Annotated in this window: 9 protein-coding genes; all 9 read right to left on the reverse strand. The window is 35.2% G+C overall.

The features are described 5' to 3' along the window. Positions 1-9: 9 nt before the first annotated feature. Positions 10-1,119 carry an undecaprenyldiphospho-muramoylpentapeptide beta-N-acetylglucosaminyltransferase gene (murG, locus tag VRHSUH10_RS02655; protein ID WP_105089337.1) on the reverse strand — a complete coding sequence of 370 codons (1,110 nt, stop codon included), beginning with the start codon at positions 1,117-1,119 and terminating at the stop codon, positions 10-12. Next, positions 1,119-2,489 carry a UDP-N-acetylmuramoyl-L-alanine--D-glutamate ligase gene (gene murD, locus VRHSUH10_RS02660; protein WP_105089338.1) on the reverse strand — a complete coding sequence of 457 codons (1,371 nt, stop codon included), beginning with the start codon at positions 2,487-2,489 and terminating at the stop codon, positions 1,119-1,121. The genes murG and murD overlap by 1 nt, the downstream gene beginning before the upstream one ends. A gap of 84 nt (positions 2,490-2,573) precedes the next feature. Next, positions 2,574-3,560: a phospho-N-acetylmuramoyl-pentapeptide-transferase gene (gene mraY, locus VRHSUH10_RS02665; RefSeq protein ID WP_005386234.1), complete on the reverse strand. Its 987-nt coding sequence runs from the start codon at positions 3,558-3,560 to the stop codon at positions 2,574-2,576. A 58-nt stretch (positions 3,561-3,618) separates the two neighbouring features. Continuing rightward, positions 3,619-4,977, reverse strand: coding sequence for a UDP-N-acetylmuramoyl-tripeptide--D-alanyl-D-alanine ligase (gene murF / locus VRHSUH10_RS02670; RefSeq protein ID WP_105089339.1), 1,359 nt, complete (start codon positions 4,975-4,977; stop codon positions 3,619-3,621). A 1-nt stretch (position 4,978) separates the two neighbouring features. Continuing rightward, positions 4,979-6,463, reverse strand: a complete 1,485-nt coding sequence (locus VRHSUH10_RS02675) for a UDP-N-acetylmuramoyl-L-alanyl-D-glutamate--2,6-diaminopimelate ligase (protein WP_105089340.1) — start codon at positions 6,461-6,463, stop codon at positions 4,979-4,981. Positions 6,464-6,518: 55 nt separating this feature from the next. Continuing rightward, positions 6,519-6,923, reverse strand: coding sequence for a cell division protein FtsL (ftsL, locus tag VRHSUH10_RS02680; RefSeq protein WP_005386230.1), 405 nt, complete (start codon positions 6,921-6,923; stop codon positions 6,519-6,521). Between the two features lie 21 nt (positions 6,924-6,944). Continuing rightward, positions 6,945-7,877 carry a 16S rRNA (cytosine(1402)-N(4))-methyltransferase RsmH gene (gene rsmH, locus VRHSUH10_RS02685; RefSeq protein WP_005386229.1) on the reverse strand — a complete coding sequence of 311 codons (933 nt, stop codon included), beginning with the start codon at positions 7,875-7,877 and terminating at the stop codon, positions 6,945-6,947. A 9-nt stretch (positions 7,878-7,886) separates the two neighbouring features. Beyond that, on the reverse strand, positions 7,887-8,318 hold the full coding sequence (gene mraZ, locus VRHSUH10_RS02690; RefSeq protein WP_039969108.1) for a division/cell wall cluster transcriptional repressor MraZ: 432 nt from the start codon (positions 8,316-8,318) through the stop codon (positions 7,887-7,889). Between the two features lie 399 nt (positions 8,319-8,717). Continuing rightward, positions 8,718-16,727 carry an ESPR-type extended signal peptide-containing protein gene (locus VRHSUH10_RS02695; protein WP_199176260.1) on the reverse strand — a complete coding sequence of 2,670 codons (8,010 nt, stop codon included), beginning with the start codon at positions 16,725-16,727 and terminating at the stop codon, positions 8,718-8,720. Between the last annotated feature and the right edge of the window lie 120 nt (positions 16,728-16,847).

Consider the following 16,847-nt stretch of genomic DNA (forward strand, 5'->3'; position numbering starts at 1 on the left):
CTCTCCTTGTTACTTTGCAATAGATAATGCTAATTTTGCAATATCATGAGCCGCGTTTGGTTTCCCTAATTGCAATGCTCGTTCTCCCATTTGTGATAATAAATCACGATTGGCCATAAACATTTCAATTTCCCCTATCAAATCATGAGCACTTAACATTTGATCAACGATCATATGAGCAGCCCCTTCTTGAACAAAAATACGGGCATTATATGTTTGATGATCTTCCGCTGCATATGGATATGGTACCAACACAGATGGAATACCTCGAACCGCCAGCTCAGCCAGCCCGATAGCACCAGATCTAAAGACTGCTAAATCAGCTGCTGCCAAAGCTTTTGGCATATCATGTAGATATGGCAGAATCACCGAAGAATCACCTAAACCATCACCGTCGGTAATACCAAGCTGAGATAACACAGATTTGTATTCTCCGTCCCCTGTAATATGGATTAATTTGATTCCTTTTGTTCCTTGAAAATGCTTATGTACATCAATCATAGCATTATTGATAGTTCGCGCCCCCCGAGAACCACCTGCTATGAGAACTGTAAATGTGTCATCACTTAAATTAAAATAATTACGTCCATCAGCTCTAGTATCGACTAATACATCAGGGCGTACTGGGTTACCAGTATACACTACGCGTTTTGCCTTTGAAAAAGATGCTTCTGCATCCTTGTAGCCCACGGCTACTACATCAACAAAACGGCTTAGAATTTTATTTGTAATACCTGCAATGACATTTTGTTCCTGTATCAATGTTGGAATGTTGCGCAATGCTGCAGCCATGAGAATAGGACCACAGACATAACCACCAGTACCAATAACTACATCCGGCTTAAAGTTAGAAATGATTGTATTGGCTTTCACAAGAGAGAAAGCAGTCTTACCTAACGTCACTAACGTACCAAAAGATAATTTACGTTGCAAACCTTGTACGGGTAATGTAGTAAACTCAATGCCTTCTTTAGGCACTAAGGTTGCTTCTAAGCCCTTTTCAGTTCCTACATATAAAACCTGTGCATCAGGGTTCTGCTTCATAATTTCCTTATATATAGTTATTGCTGGATATATATGTCCACCGGTGCCACCACCTGAAATAATGATACGTTTCATTAATGGTGTCTCCCTTCTTGCAACATATGAACACAATTTTTAAAATCATCGCCACGTTCTTCAAAACAGCTGTACCAATCAAAGCTTGAACAAGCTGGTGATAATAATACAATATCACCTTGATTAGCCAATTTATAACCTTGTTCAACAGCATCTTTCATAGATGAAGCTCTGTAAATAGGCTGAACGCCAGCCTCTTTTGCAGCAGCTTCAAATCGATCCGCCGCTTCCCCCATAAAGATAACAGCTTTTGTATGATCTTTAACAAGCTGCATAAAATCTTCTAAAGGAGTCATTTTATCATGACCACCAGCTAATAAAATAACTGATTGATCAAAGGATTCTAATGCTTTTACAACAGAGTCAACATTAGTAGCTTTAGAGTCATTATAGAATGTAACGCCATCAATTGTTTTAACCCGTTCTAATCGATGTTCAACGCCATGGAACTCACTAATAATGCGATGAATAGTTTCTGCTGGTACACCTAACGCATAGGTTAAAGCGATAACAGTTAAAATATTTTCAATATTATGACTACCTGGAATGTGGATATCATCGCTTCCAATAACAGGCGTTGCCTTACCATCCTTTGTTACATAACATTGTCCTTTATCATAGTAAGCACCATTTGACACCACTTGATGTTGACTAATTTTAAGGATATGGCTAGGCACACGATGTTCCATATCTGCCACAATTGGATCATCAATATTAAGCACCATAAAATCTGTACTTAATTGATTTTCAAAGATTTGTTCCTTTGCAGCAATATAATTTTCCATCGTCTTGTGACGAGCTAAATGGTCTGGTGTAATATTGAGCATAATAGCACCAACCGGTCTAAAATGCTTAATTGTTTCTAATTGATAGCTAGATAGTTCAGCTACCAAGAAACCATCTGCTGGCATGGAATAGGCAACTTCACTGAGAGAATCCCCTATATTGCCACCAACGCGAACTGGTTTTCCAGTGCCTTCCAATACCTTAGTTAATAATGTAGTAGTTGTAGTCTTACCATTGGTACCAGTAACGGCAACAATTGGAGATTTAGATAACTCATAAGCTACTTCAACTTCACTAACTACATCAATTCCACGTGCTTGAGCAGCTTTTACAATTGGAATATCTAAAGAAATACCTGGAGAAATAACAATACGATCCACGCCATCAAGCAAGGATTCGTCTTGTAGACCTGTAATAATCTCCACACCCGCTGATACTAGTCTTTTTTCCTCATCTGCAGGCAGTGTAACAGGCTTATAATCATTTAACACTACATGGGCCCCAACTTGAGCTAACACCCAAGATGCGCCTATACCGCTGGCACCAGCGCCCAGAACAAGTATATGTTTGTCTCCGTATTCCATCTGTATCACCTAAATTATCAACAAAAATAATGTATTCCTATCTTATAAGCATACCATTATTTGCGGCTTCCGTTAAGTATTATCTTACAAAGTTATAGTCGCTAAAATGACACCAATAACAGCTAATACAGCACCACCAAACCAGAAGCGATTAACAACAGTTTGTTCAGCCCAACCAGACAACTCAAAATGATGGTGAATAGGGCTCATTTTAAATACTCGTACACCACGAGTTTTAAAGGAAATAACTTGAATAATAACGGATAACGCTTCCATAACAAAAATACCGCCAATTACAACGAGTAACAACTCTGTTTTTGTAAGAATCGCCATCGCCGCAAAAGCACCACCTAATGCTAAAGAACCTGTATCCCCCATAAATACTTTTGCAGGGTTTACATTGTATACCAAGAAACCAAGGCATACAGCGGCTACAATGGCACCATAGTAAGCAACGCTTTCAGCGCCAATAGAATTTGTTGTAGATGCAGCCATAAGGCCGATAACGGAAAAGGCAATGGCAGCTACAGCAGATGTACCACTAGCTAAACCATCAAGACCATCTGTAAGATTTACGGCATTCGTAGCACCTACGATAATTAGAAATGCCAATACATAATAAGCCCAACCTAATTGAAGGTGAATATCTGCTACAGGAATCCACAATGTAGTAGGAATAACCATAATTTCAGTAATACAGTAACAGAATATTGCAGCCAAAATAAATTGACCTAGTAATTTTTGCTTTGCTGTCAAACCAAGATTACGTTTTTTTACAGCTTTTACAAAATCATCAAAGAAGCCCAATAAACAATGTCCTAATGTGAGGAACAATAACATACCAGTACCCACATTCCACGGTGCAAATAAAGCAACCCCAATGACGAGGGCTACCATCATAAAAGCGCCACCCATTGTTGGTGTACCAGCTTTCGCTTGATGACTTTCTGGACCTTCTTCACGAATACTTTGTTGTGCGTGCAAAGAACGCAACATAGGAATAGCAAATTTACCTAGCACTACAGTAATAATAAAAGTTACTACGAAGGCTAATAGAATGTGATATATCATACGAATCCTCTACTCATTAATAAACAGATGACGGCTAGATATAACTAGCCGTAACCTTTTATTCACGATCTTTCAATTCTTCAACAACTCGTTCCATCCGCAAACCACGGGAGCCTTTGACAAGGATAACGTCCCCTTTTTCACGAATATCACTATATGCATTGGCCATTTCCAAATGGCTATTACAACGGAATGTAGTTAAGCCTGCTTTTTTAGCTTCTTTAGCTATAAAGGCAGCAGCATCACCAAATGTGAAGACCACACTATAACCTTCTTCAGCCAGTAATTGACCAATTTCACGGTGCGCTTGTTCAGTATAATCACCAAGTTCAAGCATATCACCAAGCATGGCAATTTTACGTTTACCTTCTAGCTGACCCAAAGCTTTTATCGCTTCAGCCATAGAAGAAGGATTTGCATTATACGCGTCATTTAAGATAACAATATCTTCAAATGGTACGATTTCTTGGCGCATAGGAGTGCCTGTAAATTCGCTTAAGCCCTTACGGATCGTATTGGACTTAATGCCTAGCACACGACCAGCTACGATTGCTGCCAATGCGTCATATACATTGTGTTCACCAATCATAGGCAAGAAGATATCAAATACTTCGTCATAACATTTACATGTAAATTTAATACCATCTTTTTTATAACGCAAATGACTGCCAATACATGTGGCATTACGTTCGATACCATAGGTAATCGTTTTACCTTTGGCAAGACTATCCATAGCTTTAACATATGGATCATCTTCATTGAGAATAGCCACACTATTTTCAGGCAAGCAACGAATTAACTCACCTTTAGCTTGTGCGATGGCTTCACGAGAGCCTAATAGCTCAATATGGCTAGTACCAACATTCGTAATAATACCCATAGTTGGTTCTGCAATCAACGCAAGCTCCTCAATTTGACCAAGGCCACGCATGCCCATTTCAACAACGCAAGCTTGATGTTCTGAAGTTAAACGCAACAATGTTTTTGGCAAACCAATTTCATTGTTAAAGTTTTTCTCAGTTTTCAAAACATTAAATTCGGTGCCGAGTACAGCAGCTACCATTTCCTTTGTTGTAGTCTTACCAGAAGAACCAGTAATAGCGACTACAGGGATATCAAAGCGACGACGATGGTAACGTGCTAAATTTTGATACGCTACCAATGTATTATCTACTTCAATGCATACAATGCCGTCCACCGCACGACCTTTTTCTACGATTGCACCAGTAGCGCCCTTTTCGATAGCTGTATTAATAAAATCATGACCATCAAAGGTATCGCCTTTTAAGGCTACAAATAAAAAGTCTGATTCAATTGTTCTTGTATCAGTAGATACATCTAAAAACTTAATATTGTCGGTATGTGCACTCGTCCCTTGTGTGGCTTCTACCACTTGAGACAATGTAAATTCTGCCATATTAGATCTCCTTGAGGGCTGCTCGCGCCTCTTCACGATCATCAAAATGAATCGTTTTATCCTTTAAGATTTGGTAATCCTCATGCCCCTTACCTGCAATTAGTACAATATCCCCAGGTTTTGCATTTTGTATTGCATGTTGAATCGCTTCCCGACGATCAACGATAACTTCATAGTGAGAGCCTTCACGAAGGCCTTCTTTAACGCCTACCTCTACATCTTTCACAATTTGCACAGGATCTTCTGTGCGAGGATTGTCAGATGTAACATATACTACATCGCCATATTGTGCAGCAATACGACCCATAATAGGACGTTTTGTAGCATCTCGGTCACCACCACAACCAAAGACTACAATAATACGATTTTCTTGAATAGCCTTTGCAGTTTGCAAAATATTTTCTAACCCATCTGGTGTATGTGCATAGTCTACAACAACTGCAAATGGTTGACCTTCTTCAATAAGCTCAAAACGACCAGGCACAGCACTAAATGTTTTCAATGCCTTATCGATATCTTCCATGGAGATACCTTCTAACAGACAAGCGCCAATAGCGGCCAATGTATTATATACATTAAACAAACCAGTTGTATTCATAGCCACTGTATAGTCATTACCATCATAGGATACCGTATAACGACTAGATTTAGGAGTCATTTCAACATCATGAGCATTCAATGTTCCTTTACCATCAATACTGTACGTAATGATAGGCGCCGTTGTTTTTTCAATTACACGATGACCATATTCGTCATCGATATTGATGACAGCCCCTTTGCCAGATTTAGTTTGGTTCGGCGCGCTAACTTGTTCAAATAATTTACATTTAGCTGCCAAATAATTTTCAAAGGTTTTGTGAAAGTCCAAATGATCTTGTGTTAAGTTCGTGAATACTGCTGTATCATACTCAACACCAGAAACTCGACCTAATGCTAACGCATGGGAAGATACTTCCATGACACAATGGGTAACACCTTCTTCTACCATTTGATGAAGAATATGTTGTAAATCTACTACATCAGGCGTTGTATTATGAATTGGATAGGATGTATCACCAATCATAATATGAACGGTACCAATAACGCCTACTTTATGGCCTTGACCTTTCAAAATATGACGAATCATATGAGTTGTAGTTGTTTTACCATTAGTACCAGTAACACCGATCATACGCATGGAATTTGCTGGATAATCAAAGAAATATGGTACACAAGCCATCATAGCTTTTCGAGTATCCTCTACAGTGATAACACAAACATCACCACTTACCTCTACTGGTTTAGATACAAGTACGGCTACAGCACCAGCTTCAACAGCTTTATTTACATAATTATGACCATCTACAGTGGCACCATCTAACGCAATAAATAAGCTACCTGCTTTTACTGCACGAGAATCAGCCGTAATATCTAACACCTCAACAGCTGTATTGCCTTCTACATGCGGTGTTTGCAAAGTTTTTACTATATCTTGTAATTGTTTCATATACAATCTCCTTTACACGCAAAGGAAAGCAGCCCAATACGAGCTGCTTTGCCTGCTAGTCTATAATTTGCTGTTTCTCTTGTACAGTACGTTCAGTAACAGCGCTTTTTGTACTATAAACAAAAGAATCAGGCAAAACCATCCCTAGTTGTTGTTCTGCGATTTGTTGAATACGAACAGGAGACTTCAAAGAAGCCACTTCAACATCCAACGCATCATTATCCTTTGTTAATTGTACTACAGCTTGCTGTGTTTTAACTACTTCATAGCCTAATTTTGTGCTGTACGCATTCATAACCATCATGATAAGCAAAAATGCAACCAATGCAGCAATACCATATACAACCTGCCACATCATAGGGCTCAAATCTAGAGCCACATTTGCACTACGTTTTCTCCCTTGTGAAGCGACCAACACATCGCTTTTAACTTGGCCCACAACAGCCTTTCTCGCTAACATAAACACTAACCCCTTCCAATTCTACAACTTGACGGCTACGCGTAACTTTGCGCTTCTAGCCCTCGGATTAACCTCAATCTCCCCTGCACTCGGCTCTATAGCCTTATTCTTCGCCTTCACAACTGCCTTGTGGTTACAAACGCACATTGGCAATTCTGGAGGACATATACATGCTGTACTCAACTCTTTGAAAGTTTGTTTTGTAATTCGATCTTCCAAGGAGTGGAATGTGATAACCCCAATTTTCCCCTTTGGTTTCAACATGGATACAGCATCTACAAAACTATCATGCAAGATAGCTAATTCTCTATTTACTTCAATGCGAATGGCTTGGAACGTCCGTTTTGCCGGATGTGGTCCGTCTTGACGCGCCTTCGCAGGTATTGCTTGCTTAATAATTCTAACTAACTCACCAGTAGTGGTAATTCGTTTTTCTTGACGTGCATTAATGATGAATTCAACAATGCGCTTAGCCCATCGCTCTTCACCATAGTCGCGGATAATTTGCAATAATGCGTCAGCATCATATTCATTAACAACCTCTTCTGCCGTTAATGGTGCGTCCTTATCCATACGCATATCGAGTGGGCCATCATTCATATATGAAAAGCCACGCTCCGGTGTATCCAGTTGATAGCTAGATACGCCAAGGTCAAAGATAAATCCATCTACTTCATAGATACCCTCATTATGAAGGGCTTCTTTTAAGTTAGAAAAGTTCGTCGGTATTGTTAACACCTGACATGTTAAATCAGATAAACGCTGTCGAGCTACACTCAACGCATCTTCATCTTGATCCAACCCTATAATCATGCCTTCTGGATCTAACATCTCGCCCACAGCATGGGCATGTCCTGCACCGCCCAGAGTACAGTCCACATAGATGCCTTTTGGATTAGTTACGACGGAGTCCACCGTTTCGCGTAAAAGTACGCTGGTATGATTAAATTCCATCATAGCCTCCTATAACATAATCCCTTCTAGACCTTCGACAAGTTCTTCCATACTTTCAGCCACTTGATCATCATAGTAATCATATTTTTCGCGGCTCCAAATTTCAACGTGATCCCCCGCACCGACAATAACGGCCTGTTTATCAAGGCTCGCATATTCACGTAGTGGTACAGGAATGAGGACACGACCTTGTTTATCATATTCAAGCTCAGCGGCACTACCAAAAACAAAACGTTTTAAGGCACGTACGCTAGCTTTAGTGGAGGATTGTGATTGTAAAGCTGCAGAAATTTTCTTCCACGCTTCTTCGGTGTAAATAGCTAAGCAGTTATCTAGGCCCTTAGTAACAATGCATACTTCGCCTAGTTGTTCACGTATTTTCGCGGGTATAATCATCCGCCCTTTTGTATCAATGGTGTGATTATATTCTCCCATGAACATACGTATCACCGCCCTTTACTATTCCTTATCCACCACTATATGGTAAATTCTACCACAATTCCCCACCAATCACAATAAAAAATCCATTTTTATCCCACTTTTTTATATTTTTCTTTCATAATCTCTATTTTTCTCTCCTTTTCTTAGATACATATGTTCGAAAATAAATGATAATTGAATCATTAAAACCACTCCCCACCACTAAGTACCAAATTCTAGTTTTATCTGTATCCAATCCCCACCACAATACTCCCATAAGCTCTATTACACTCAAATCAAACGATATATAGGAATACAATCACCACAAATCCACACAAAAAGAAAACCGCGTAGCATTTCTGCTACGCGGTTTCTATACCTACGATAGATTATAGTGTAACCCATCGGTTGGGAGGCATATTATTTAATTGTTTTTACAGCTGCTTTTGGAGCTTGTTGTGGTTGTTGTGCAATCACTTTATCAAGAAGTTCACGAATTTCTTTGTTTTGTGCTTGCAAATCAGCCACTTGATCCTCAAGAACTTTTACAGTTGCAGGGGATGCTTTAGGAGCTGTAGGAGCATTGCCAATACCGATTGTTACACCAGCATTTGCCATTACGCTATGGTCACCACCATAAGCGGCACCAGCATGGATTAATAAATCAGGATTTGCATAATGTGCTACACCCAATGCAGTAGATGTTTTACCTTTGTAAGTACCAACAGCCGCCATAATTTGGGCTTTTTGACCTTCGTGGTATTCGATAGGTTTCAATGCTGCTAATGCTGCTGCATTAGCACCTACAACTTTAACATCGCGTTCTACGCTGCTAATGCGGCGAGAGTTTTCTGCGATTTGTGCATCATGTTGAACAAGTGTTGCGTGATCTTGTAATGCAATGTTGGAAGCTTTCAAGCTATAATTTGCAGCTTCTGCTAATGTACTGATATCTTGAGTATTTTTATTTACTTGCAAGCCCAATACATTAACTTTTTCATTGTTTTCTAATGCAATCGCACCAATGTTCTTAGTTAATGTAACATTTTCATCAACTTTAGTGTTTACATCAGCAATGTCTTGAGTATTTTTATTTACTTGTAAACCTAATACACTAACCTTTTCATGATTTTCTAATGCTAGAGTACCAACAGCTTTAGTTAATTGTGCATTTTCATTAACTTGTTTAGCTACTTCAGTTACACGATTATCTACTTTAGTAATATTTGTAACATTAGTATCTACTTTAGCATTTAGAGTGTTGATGTTTGTTGTATTTGTATTAACTTGGTTAGTTACTTTACTAATATTGCTTGTGTTTGTATTAACTTGGTTAGTTACATTTGTAATATTAGTTGTATTTTGGTTAACAACATTATTGATATTAGCAATATTAGTTGTATTAGTATTAACTTGTTTAGATACGTCGTTAATAACTTTGCTATGTTCATCAACTTTGTTGATTACTTTTTGTACAGTTACATTAGTATTTTGAATTGCTTCAGCATTTTGTTTGATTGCGGCTTTGTTAATATTGATGTTTTCAGTATTATGTTTGATTGCTTCAGTATTAACAGAAACTTGGCTTTGAACATTTTTAATGCGTTCTTCGTTAGCATTTGCTTTTTGAGTATTAGCATTAACTTGTTCTTTCACTTTGTTTACATCAGCGCTTACATTTTGTAAGTTCTTAATTGCTTCAGTATTTTTGCCAACTTGATCTTTCAAACCAGATACATCTGTTTTGATATTGTTGATTACAACATTTTGGTTGTTAACTTTCACATCAATATCATTAACTTTAGTATCAATATTAGTTACTTTATTGTTAATATTAGTAACTTTGTTATCAATATTTGTAACTTTAGCATCAATATTCTTCACATCGTTTTTAACGTTAGTAATATTGTTGTTCACAATATTGATTTTTTGATCAACTTTAGCATTGATGTTTGTGATATCAGCTTTTACTACTGTTACATCAGCTTTAATATTGTTTACATTCTTTTCAACGTTAACAACATTAGCTTTAATGTTATTAATATTGGAAGTATTATTTTGAATGTTTACAGTATTAGCTTGGATGTTGCTATTTTGAGCGTTAATGTTTTGAGTAATATTTTCTACTTTTTGAGCTACATTAACGATTGTAGTATTGCCTTTACCAACTTGACCTTTCAAGGATTCGATAGCTTGAGAGTTAGCATCAACTTTACCAGTTAAGTTGTTAATAGCAGTTGTATTAGATTCAATACGACCAGTATTAGCATTTACTTTAGCAGTTACATCAGTTATGTTAGCTGTGTTACCAGCAACTTGTTTACTAATGTTTGCAATAGCTGTTGCATTGTTAGAAATGTTAGTTGTGTTATTTTTAACTTGTTTGCTTACATTAGCAATAGCTGCTGTGTTATTAGCAATGTTAGTAGTATTGTTAGTTACATCTGTGCGGATAGCTTTGATATCTGCAGTGTTAACATCTACTTTATTGCTGATATTTGTCACATTAGCTTTAATATCAGTAATAGCTTTGCTATTATCAACAATTGCTTTTGCGTTAGCATCAACCTTAACATTTACTTCATTAACTTTGCTGTTAATTGTGTTGTTAATTACTGTATTGTTTTCAGCAATCTTAGCATCAATATTTTTGTCAACTTTGTTAATGATTGTTGTGTTATTTTCATTGATTGCATTAGCAATGTTTTGGTTAATTACAGTGTTGTTATTAGTAATAGCAGTGTTGATATCTTTTCTAATTACTGTGTTGTTAGCTTCAATCTTAGCATTGATTGTGTTTTCAACATTAGTAACTGTTGTGCCAACTTGGCCTTTTAATGCTTTAATAGCATCTTCATTAGCGCTAATACGTGTAGAGTTATCTACTATGTTACCTTGTAAGTAATCTAAGCGTTGATCATGACGATCTACACGTGCAGTAAGACCAGCTACATCACCTTTAACGCCATCAATCTTAACATTTACATCACCAATCTTAGTATTGATTGTGTTGTTGATTTGCTTATTGTTTTCATTGATTTTCACATCAATGTTTTTATCAACTTTGTTAATGATTGTTGTGTTATTTTCATTGATTGCATTAGCGATGTTTTGGTTAATTACAGTGTTATTAGCAGTAATCTTAGCATCAATATTTTGATCTACTTTATTAAGGATTGTAGTATTATTAGCTTCAATCTTGTTATTAATAGTAGATTCGATATTAGTGATAGTAGTACCAACTTTACCGTTCAATTCAGCAATAGCTTTTGCATTCTTGTCGATAGCAGCTTTGTTATTGCCAATCAATGTACGGTTTTCGATAGCGATTGTACCAGCTACATTGATGTCTTTTTCGTTTTGGTCAACACGTTTAGTAAGACCATCCAAGTCACCTTTAATGCCGTCAACTTTAACATTTACATTGTTGATTGCTGTTGTATTGTTAGCAATATTTGTAGTATTTAGTTTAACACTATCTTCTACTGCAGTAATACGTGTGGAGTTATCTACAATGTTATCTTGTAAGTAGTCTAAACGTTGATCATGACGATCTACGCGACCTTTCAAGCCATCAATATCACCTTTAATACCATCAACTTTAACATTTACATTGTTAATTGTATTGTTAATTTCCTTGTTGTTTTCAGTAATTGCATTTGTGATATTTTGATTAATTACAGTATTGTTAGCTTCAATCTTAGCATCGATATTTTTATTAATAACTACATTGTTTTCAGTAATTTTGTTATTAATAGTAGTTTCGATATTCTTAACTGTATTGCCAACTTGACCTTTTAATTCATCGATAGCTTTTTTGTTATTAGCAATGTTTGTAATGTTATTTGCAATGTTTGTAGTGTTATTTGCAATGTTTGTAGTGTTATTTGCAATAGCTACTTTGTTATCACCAATGAATTTGCGGTTTTCAAGAGCAATTGTGCCAGCTACGTTGATGTCTTTAGTGTTTTTATCAACTTTAGCAGTAAGATCTTTCAAGTCACCTTTAACACCGTCAACTTTTACATTTACATTGTTAATAGCTGTAGTGTTATTAGCAATATTTGTAGTGTTGTTTGCGATGTTTGTAACATTTTCAGTGATACGTTTGCTATTATCAGCAATTGCCACTACATTAGCTTGAATGTTTGTAGCATTGTTAGCAATATTAGTAGTATTATTTTCTACTTTACCATTGATATTAGTGATTTGATTTTTAATATCGTTGATCACTGTAGAAGATTTACCTACTTGACCTTTTAATTCATCGATAGCTTTTGCATTAACATTGATATTTGTAGTGTTATTTGCAATAGCAGCTTTGTTGTCGCCAATGAATTTACGGTTTTCAATTGCAATTGTACCAGCTACGTTGATGTCTTTTTCATTTTGTTCTACACGTTTAGTAAGACCATTCAAGTCGCCTTTAACACCATCAACTTTAACGTTTACATTGTTGATAGCAGTTGTATTGTTAGCGATGTTAGTAGTGTTGGCATCTACTTTCACATTAGTTGCATCAATACGTTTGCTATTATCTACGATAGCGTTTGCATTGATGTTGATGTTTTTAGTGTTGTTAGCAATAGCAACTTTATTATCGCCAATGAATTGACGGTTTTCCATTGCAATTGTACCTACTACATTAATATCTTTTGCATTAGCTTTCACACCATCTTCAACTACAGAGATACGTGTAGAGTTATCAGCAATATTATCTTGTAAGTAGTCTAAACGTTGGTCATGACGATCTACACGACCTTTAAGGCCATCTAAATCACCTTTAAGACCATTCAAGTCACCTTTAACGCCATCAATCTTAACATTTACATCACCAATCTTAGTATTGATTGTGTTGTTGATTTGTTTGTTATTTTCATTGATTTTTACATCGATGTTTTTATCAACTTTGTTAAGAATTGTAGTGTTATTAGCATTGATTTTAGCATCAATGTTTTGATCTACTTTATTAATGATTGTTGTATTATTGCTGTTGATTTTATTATCAATATTTTGGTTGATAACAGTGTTGTTAGCTTCAATCTTAGTATCGATATTTTTATTAATAGTTACATTATTTTCTGTAATCTTGTTATTAATTGTAGTTTCGATATTTTTAATTGTAGTACCAACTTGACCTTTTAATGCTTTGATAGCATCTTCATTAGCACTAATACGTGTAGAGTTATCTACAATGTTGCCTTGTAAGTAATCTAAACGTTGATCATGACGATCTACACGTGCAGTAAGACCAGCTACATCACCTTTAACGCCATCAATCTTAACATTTACATCGCCAACTTTTTTGTTGATTGTATTGTTGATTTGAGTGTTATTTTCATTGATCTTTACATCAATATTTTTATCAACTTTGTTAATGATTGTAGTGTTATTAGCATTGATTTTAGCGTCAATGTTTTGATCTACTTTATTAATGATTGTTGTGTTATTGCTATTGATTTTATTATCAATATTTTGGTTGATAACAGTGTTGTTAGCTTCAATCTTATTATCGATAGTTTTATTAATTACTGTATTGTTTTCGTTGATTTTATTAGTAATTGTATTTTCGATATTTGTGATTTGATTGCCAACATGACCTTTTAATTCATCAATAGCTTTTTTATTAGCACCGATAAGTGTACGGTTTTCAATAGCAATTGTGCCAGCTACGTTGATGTCTTTTTCGTTTTGAGCAACGCGTTTAGTAAGACCATCTAAATCGCCTTTAACACCATCAATTTTTTGATCAACTTTAATGTTATTAGCATTAATCTTAACATCGATGTTATTGTCTACTTTATTAAGAATTGTAGTATTATTAGCTTCAATCTTAGCATCGATATTTTTGTTGATTACTGTGTTGTTTTCATTGATCTTATTAGTAATTGTATTTTCGATGTTAGTGATTTGTGTACCAACATGGCCTTTTAACTCGTTGATTGCTTTTTCATTATTGGAAATACGAGCAGAATTAGCATCAATACGTTTACTATTATCTGTAATAGCTTTAGCATTAACTTCAGTCTTAGCATTTACATTGTTAATGTTATTGTTAATAACTGTGTTATTTTTTTCAATCTTAGCATCAATATTACCATCTACTTTGTTGATGATTGTAGTATTATTAGCTTCAATCTTCTTATTGATTGTAGTTTCAATATTGGTAATTTGTGTGCCAACATGACCTTTTAACTCATCGATAGCTTTTTGGTTTGCACCGATAAGTGTGCGGTTTTCCATTGCAATTGTGCCAACTACATTAATGTCTTTTGTATTAGCTTTTACACCATCTTCTACAATAGAGATTCGTGTAGAGTTATCTGCAATGTTGTCTTGCAAGTAGTCCAAACGTTGGTCATGGCGATCAACACGACCTTTAAGGCCATCCAAATCACCTTTAACACCATTAACTTTTACATCAACCTTGTTAATTGCAACTGTGTTTGCTTCAACTTTATTGTTGATAGTAGTGATGTTGTTTTTAATATCTTTAATATCTACTTGAACATTACCAATATTTTGACCAACTTTACCTTGCAAATCAGCAATATCTTTAGTATTGATATTAACTTGATTTTGAGTGTTAGCTACATCAGTTTTAATAGTTTTATTGTCTTTTTCAAGCTCCTGGATGCGACCTTCATGATTAACTAAAACTTTACCTTGATTATCAACTTTAGTGTTTAATTCAGTAATTGCAGTCGCATTTTTGTTGATATTTTTAGTGTTATTAGTAATGTTAGTAGTATTAGAATCAACTTTTGCACTTACATTATTAACTGTATTGTTGATATTTGTGATATCAGTTTTAACAGCATTGATCTTAGTATCAACATCATTATTTACTTTATTAATAATAGTTGTGTTGTTAGCTTCAATTTTAGAATTAATTGTTTTGTTAACTTCACTAATAATGTTAGTTTTGCTATCGTTGATTTTAACATCTACATTGTGATTAACTTCGTTGATAATCTTAGTGTTATTTTCATTAATCTTATTATCAATTGTAGTGTTAATATTATTGATTGTTGTGCCAACTTTACCTTTCAATTCATCGATGGCTTTTTTGTTCTCGTTGATAGCTTTTTTGTTATCACCGATAAATTTACGGTTTTCCATGATGAAAGTATTATTAGCATCAATATTTTGGGTGTTATTTTCAACTTTAGCAGTTAAATCAGCAATAGATTTACTATTATTGTTAACATTAACAGTTAAATTATCAATTGCTTTTTTATTGTTGTTAACTTTAATATCAACGTTGTTGATATTTTGATTGAGTTCATTTTTAACATTAGAAATGTTAGTGTTCAACTCATTTTTCGTATTATTGATATTTGTTTTAATATCATTAATCTTAACATCTACATCTTTATTAACATTATTAATAATAGTAGTGTTGTTATTTTCAATCTTCTCATCAACTTTGTTCAAAATTGTAGTGTTATTATTTTGAACTGCAGTATTAATATTTTGATTTACTTGATTAATAATATTGGTATTATTAGCTTCAATATGTTTTTTTACACTAGCATCAATGTTAGTATTTACATTATTAACAACATTATTTGTAATGTTAGTAATTTTATTATCGATTTTTACATCAATATCGTTGTTAATTTTAGTAAATTTAGCGTCAATATTATTGTTAATATTTGTGATATCTTGTTGAATGTTAGTGATTTGAGTGCCGACTTTGCCTTTTAATCCTTCAATATCTTTGCTATTTTTATCAACTTTAGCGTTGATATTTGTAATATTAGCATTGATTTTATTAATGTCAGTTTTTACACTCTCAACCTTATTATTAACAGTATTAATATTAGTAGTATTGATATCTACCTTTTTATTTACAACGTTAATGTTATGTGTATTTTTCTTAACATTTTCAACATCAGTAGTTACAACTGTATAGTAGTTATTAATTACGGTATTACCAGTGGACCCGCCTTTTTTAGGGATTTGTTGTTGCTGCTGTTGTTGTGGCACTTGTTGTTGCCATTGTTGTTGCTGTTGTTGCTGTTGTTGTGGCACTTGAGGACGTTGACGTCGTTGTTGCTGTTGTTGCTGTTTTGGCACTTGTTGTTGCCATTGTTGTTGCTGTGGCTCTTGTTGTTGCCATTGTTGTTGCTGCTGTTGTTGTTGCTGTTGCTGTTGGTCTAATTGTTGTGGATCAACTTGATGTTGATCTTGCATATGACCCCAAGCATTTTGATCAGGTGTTAACCATCTTTGGCTACCAATAAGATCAGCTCTAGCCCAATCCTCAGGGCTGGATGCATTAGCAACACCTCCAGAAAAGCTAGCCGCCAAAATAACTGCAGCTACAATTGTAGTTGCAGATTTTTGATGTGACTTAGCCAACTCAGACGTTACGACGTAAGCGTGCTTAGTTGCACTCCAAACAACTTTGAATACCTTATTCATATTAAGTTCCCTCCCAACATTTGTGGCTCTCACCCCACAATGAAGAAATAAATCAAATATTGCACTCTTTTTCACTAAATATTCACAATATTTAACATAATACTACCATATATTATTTTA

The organism is Veillonella sp. T11011-6, from assembly GCF_002959755.1.
Taxonomy (GTDB): Bacteria; Bacillota; Negativicutes; order Veillonellales; family Veillonellaceae; genus Veillonella.

Coding starts and splice junctions, on each gene's coding strand:
- mraY (WP_005386234.1), bottom strand. CDS start 3,560: ATGATATATCACATTCTATTAGCCTTCGTAGTAACTTTTATTATTACT.
- ftsL (WP_005386230.1), bottom strand. CDS start 6,923: ATGTTAGCGAGAAAGGCTGTTGTGGGCCAAGTTAAAAGCGATGTGTTG.
- mraZ (WP_039969108.1), bottom strand. CDS start 8,318: ATGTTCATGGGAGAATATAATCACACCATTGATACAAAAGGGCGGATG.
- murF (WP_105089339.1), bottom strand. CDS start 4,977: ATGGCAGAATTTACATTGTCTCAAGTGGTAGAAGCCACACAAGGGACG.
- rsmH (WP_005386229.1), bottom strand. CDS start 7,877: ATGGAATTTAATCATACCAGCGTACTTTTACGCGAAACGGTGGACTCC.
- murG (WP_105089337.1), bottom strand. CDS start 1,119: ATGAAACGTATCATTATTTCAGGTGGTGGCACCGGTGGACATATATAT.
- VRHSUH10_RS02695 (WP_199176260.1), bottom strand. CDS start 16,727: ATGAATAAGGTATTCAAAGTTGTTTGGAGTGCAACTAAGCACGCTTAC.
- murD (WP_105089338.1), bottom strand. CDS start 2,489: ATGGAATACGGAGACAAACATATACTTGTTCTGGGCGCTGGTGCCAGC.
- VRHSUH10_RS02675 (WP_105089340.1), bottom strand. CDS start 6,463: ATGAAACAATTACAAGATATAGTAAAAACTTTGCAAACACCGCATGTA.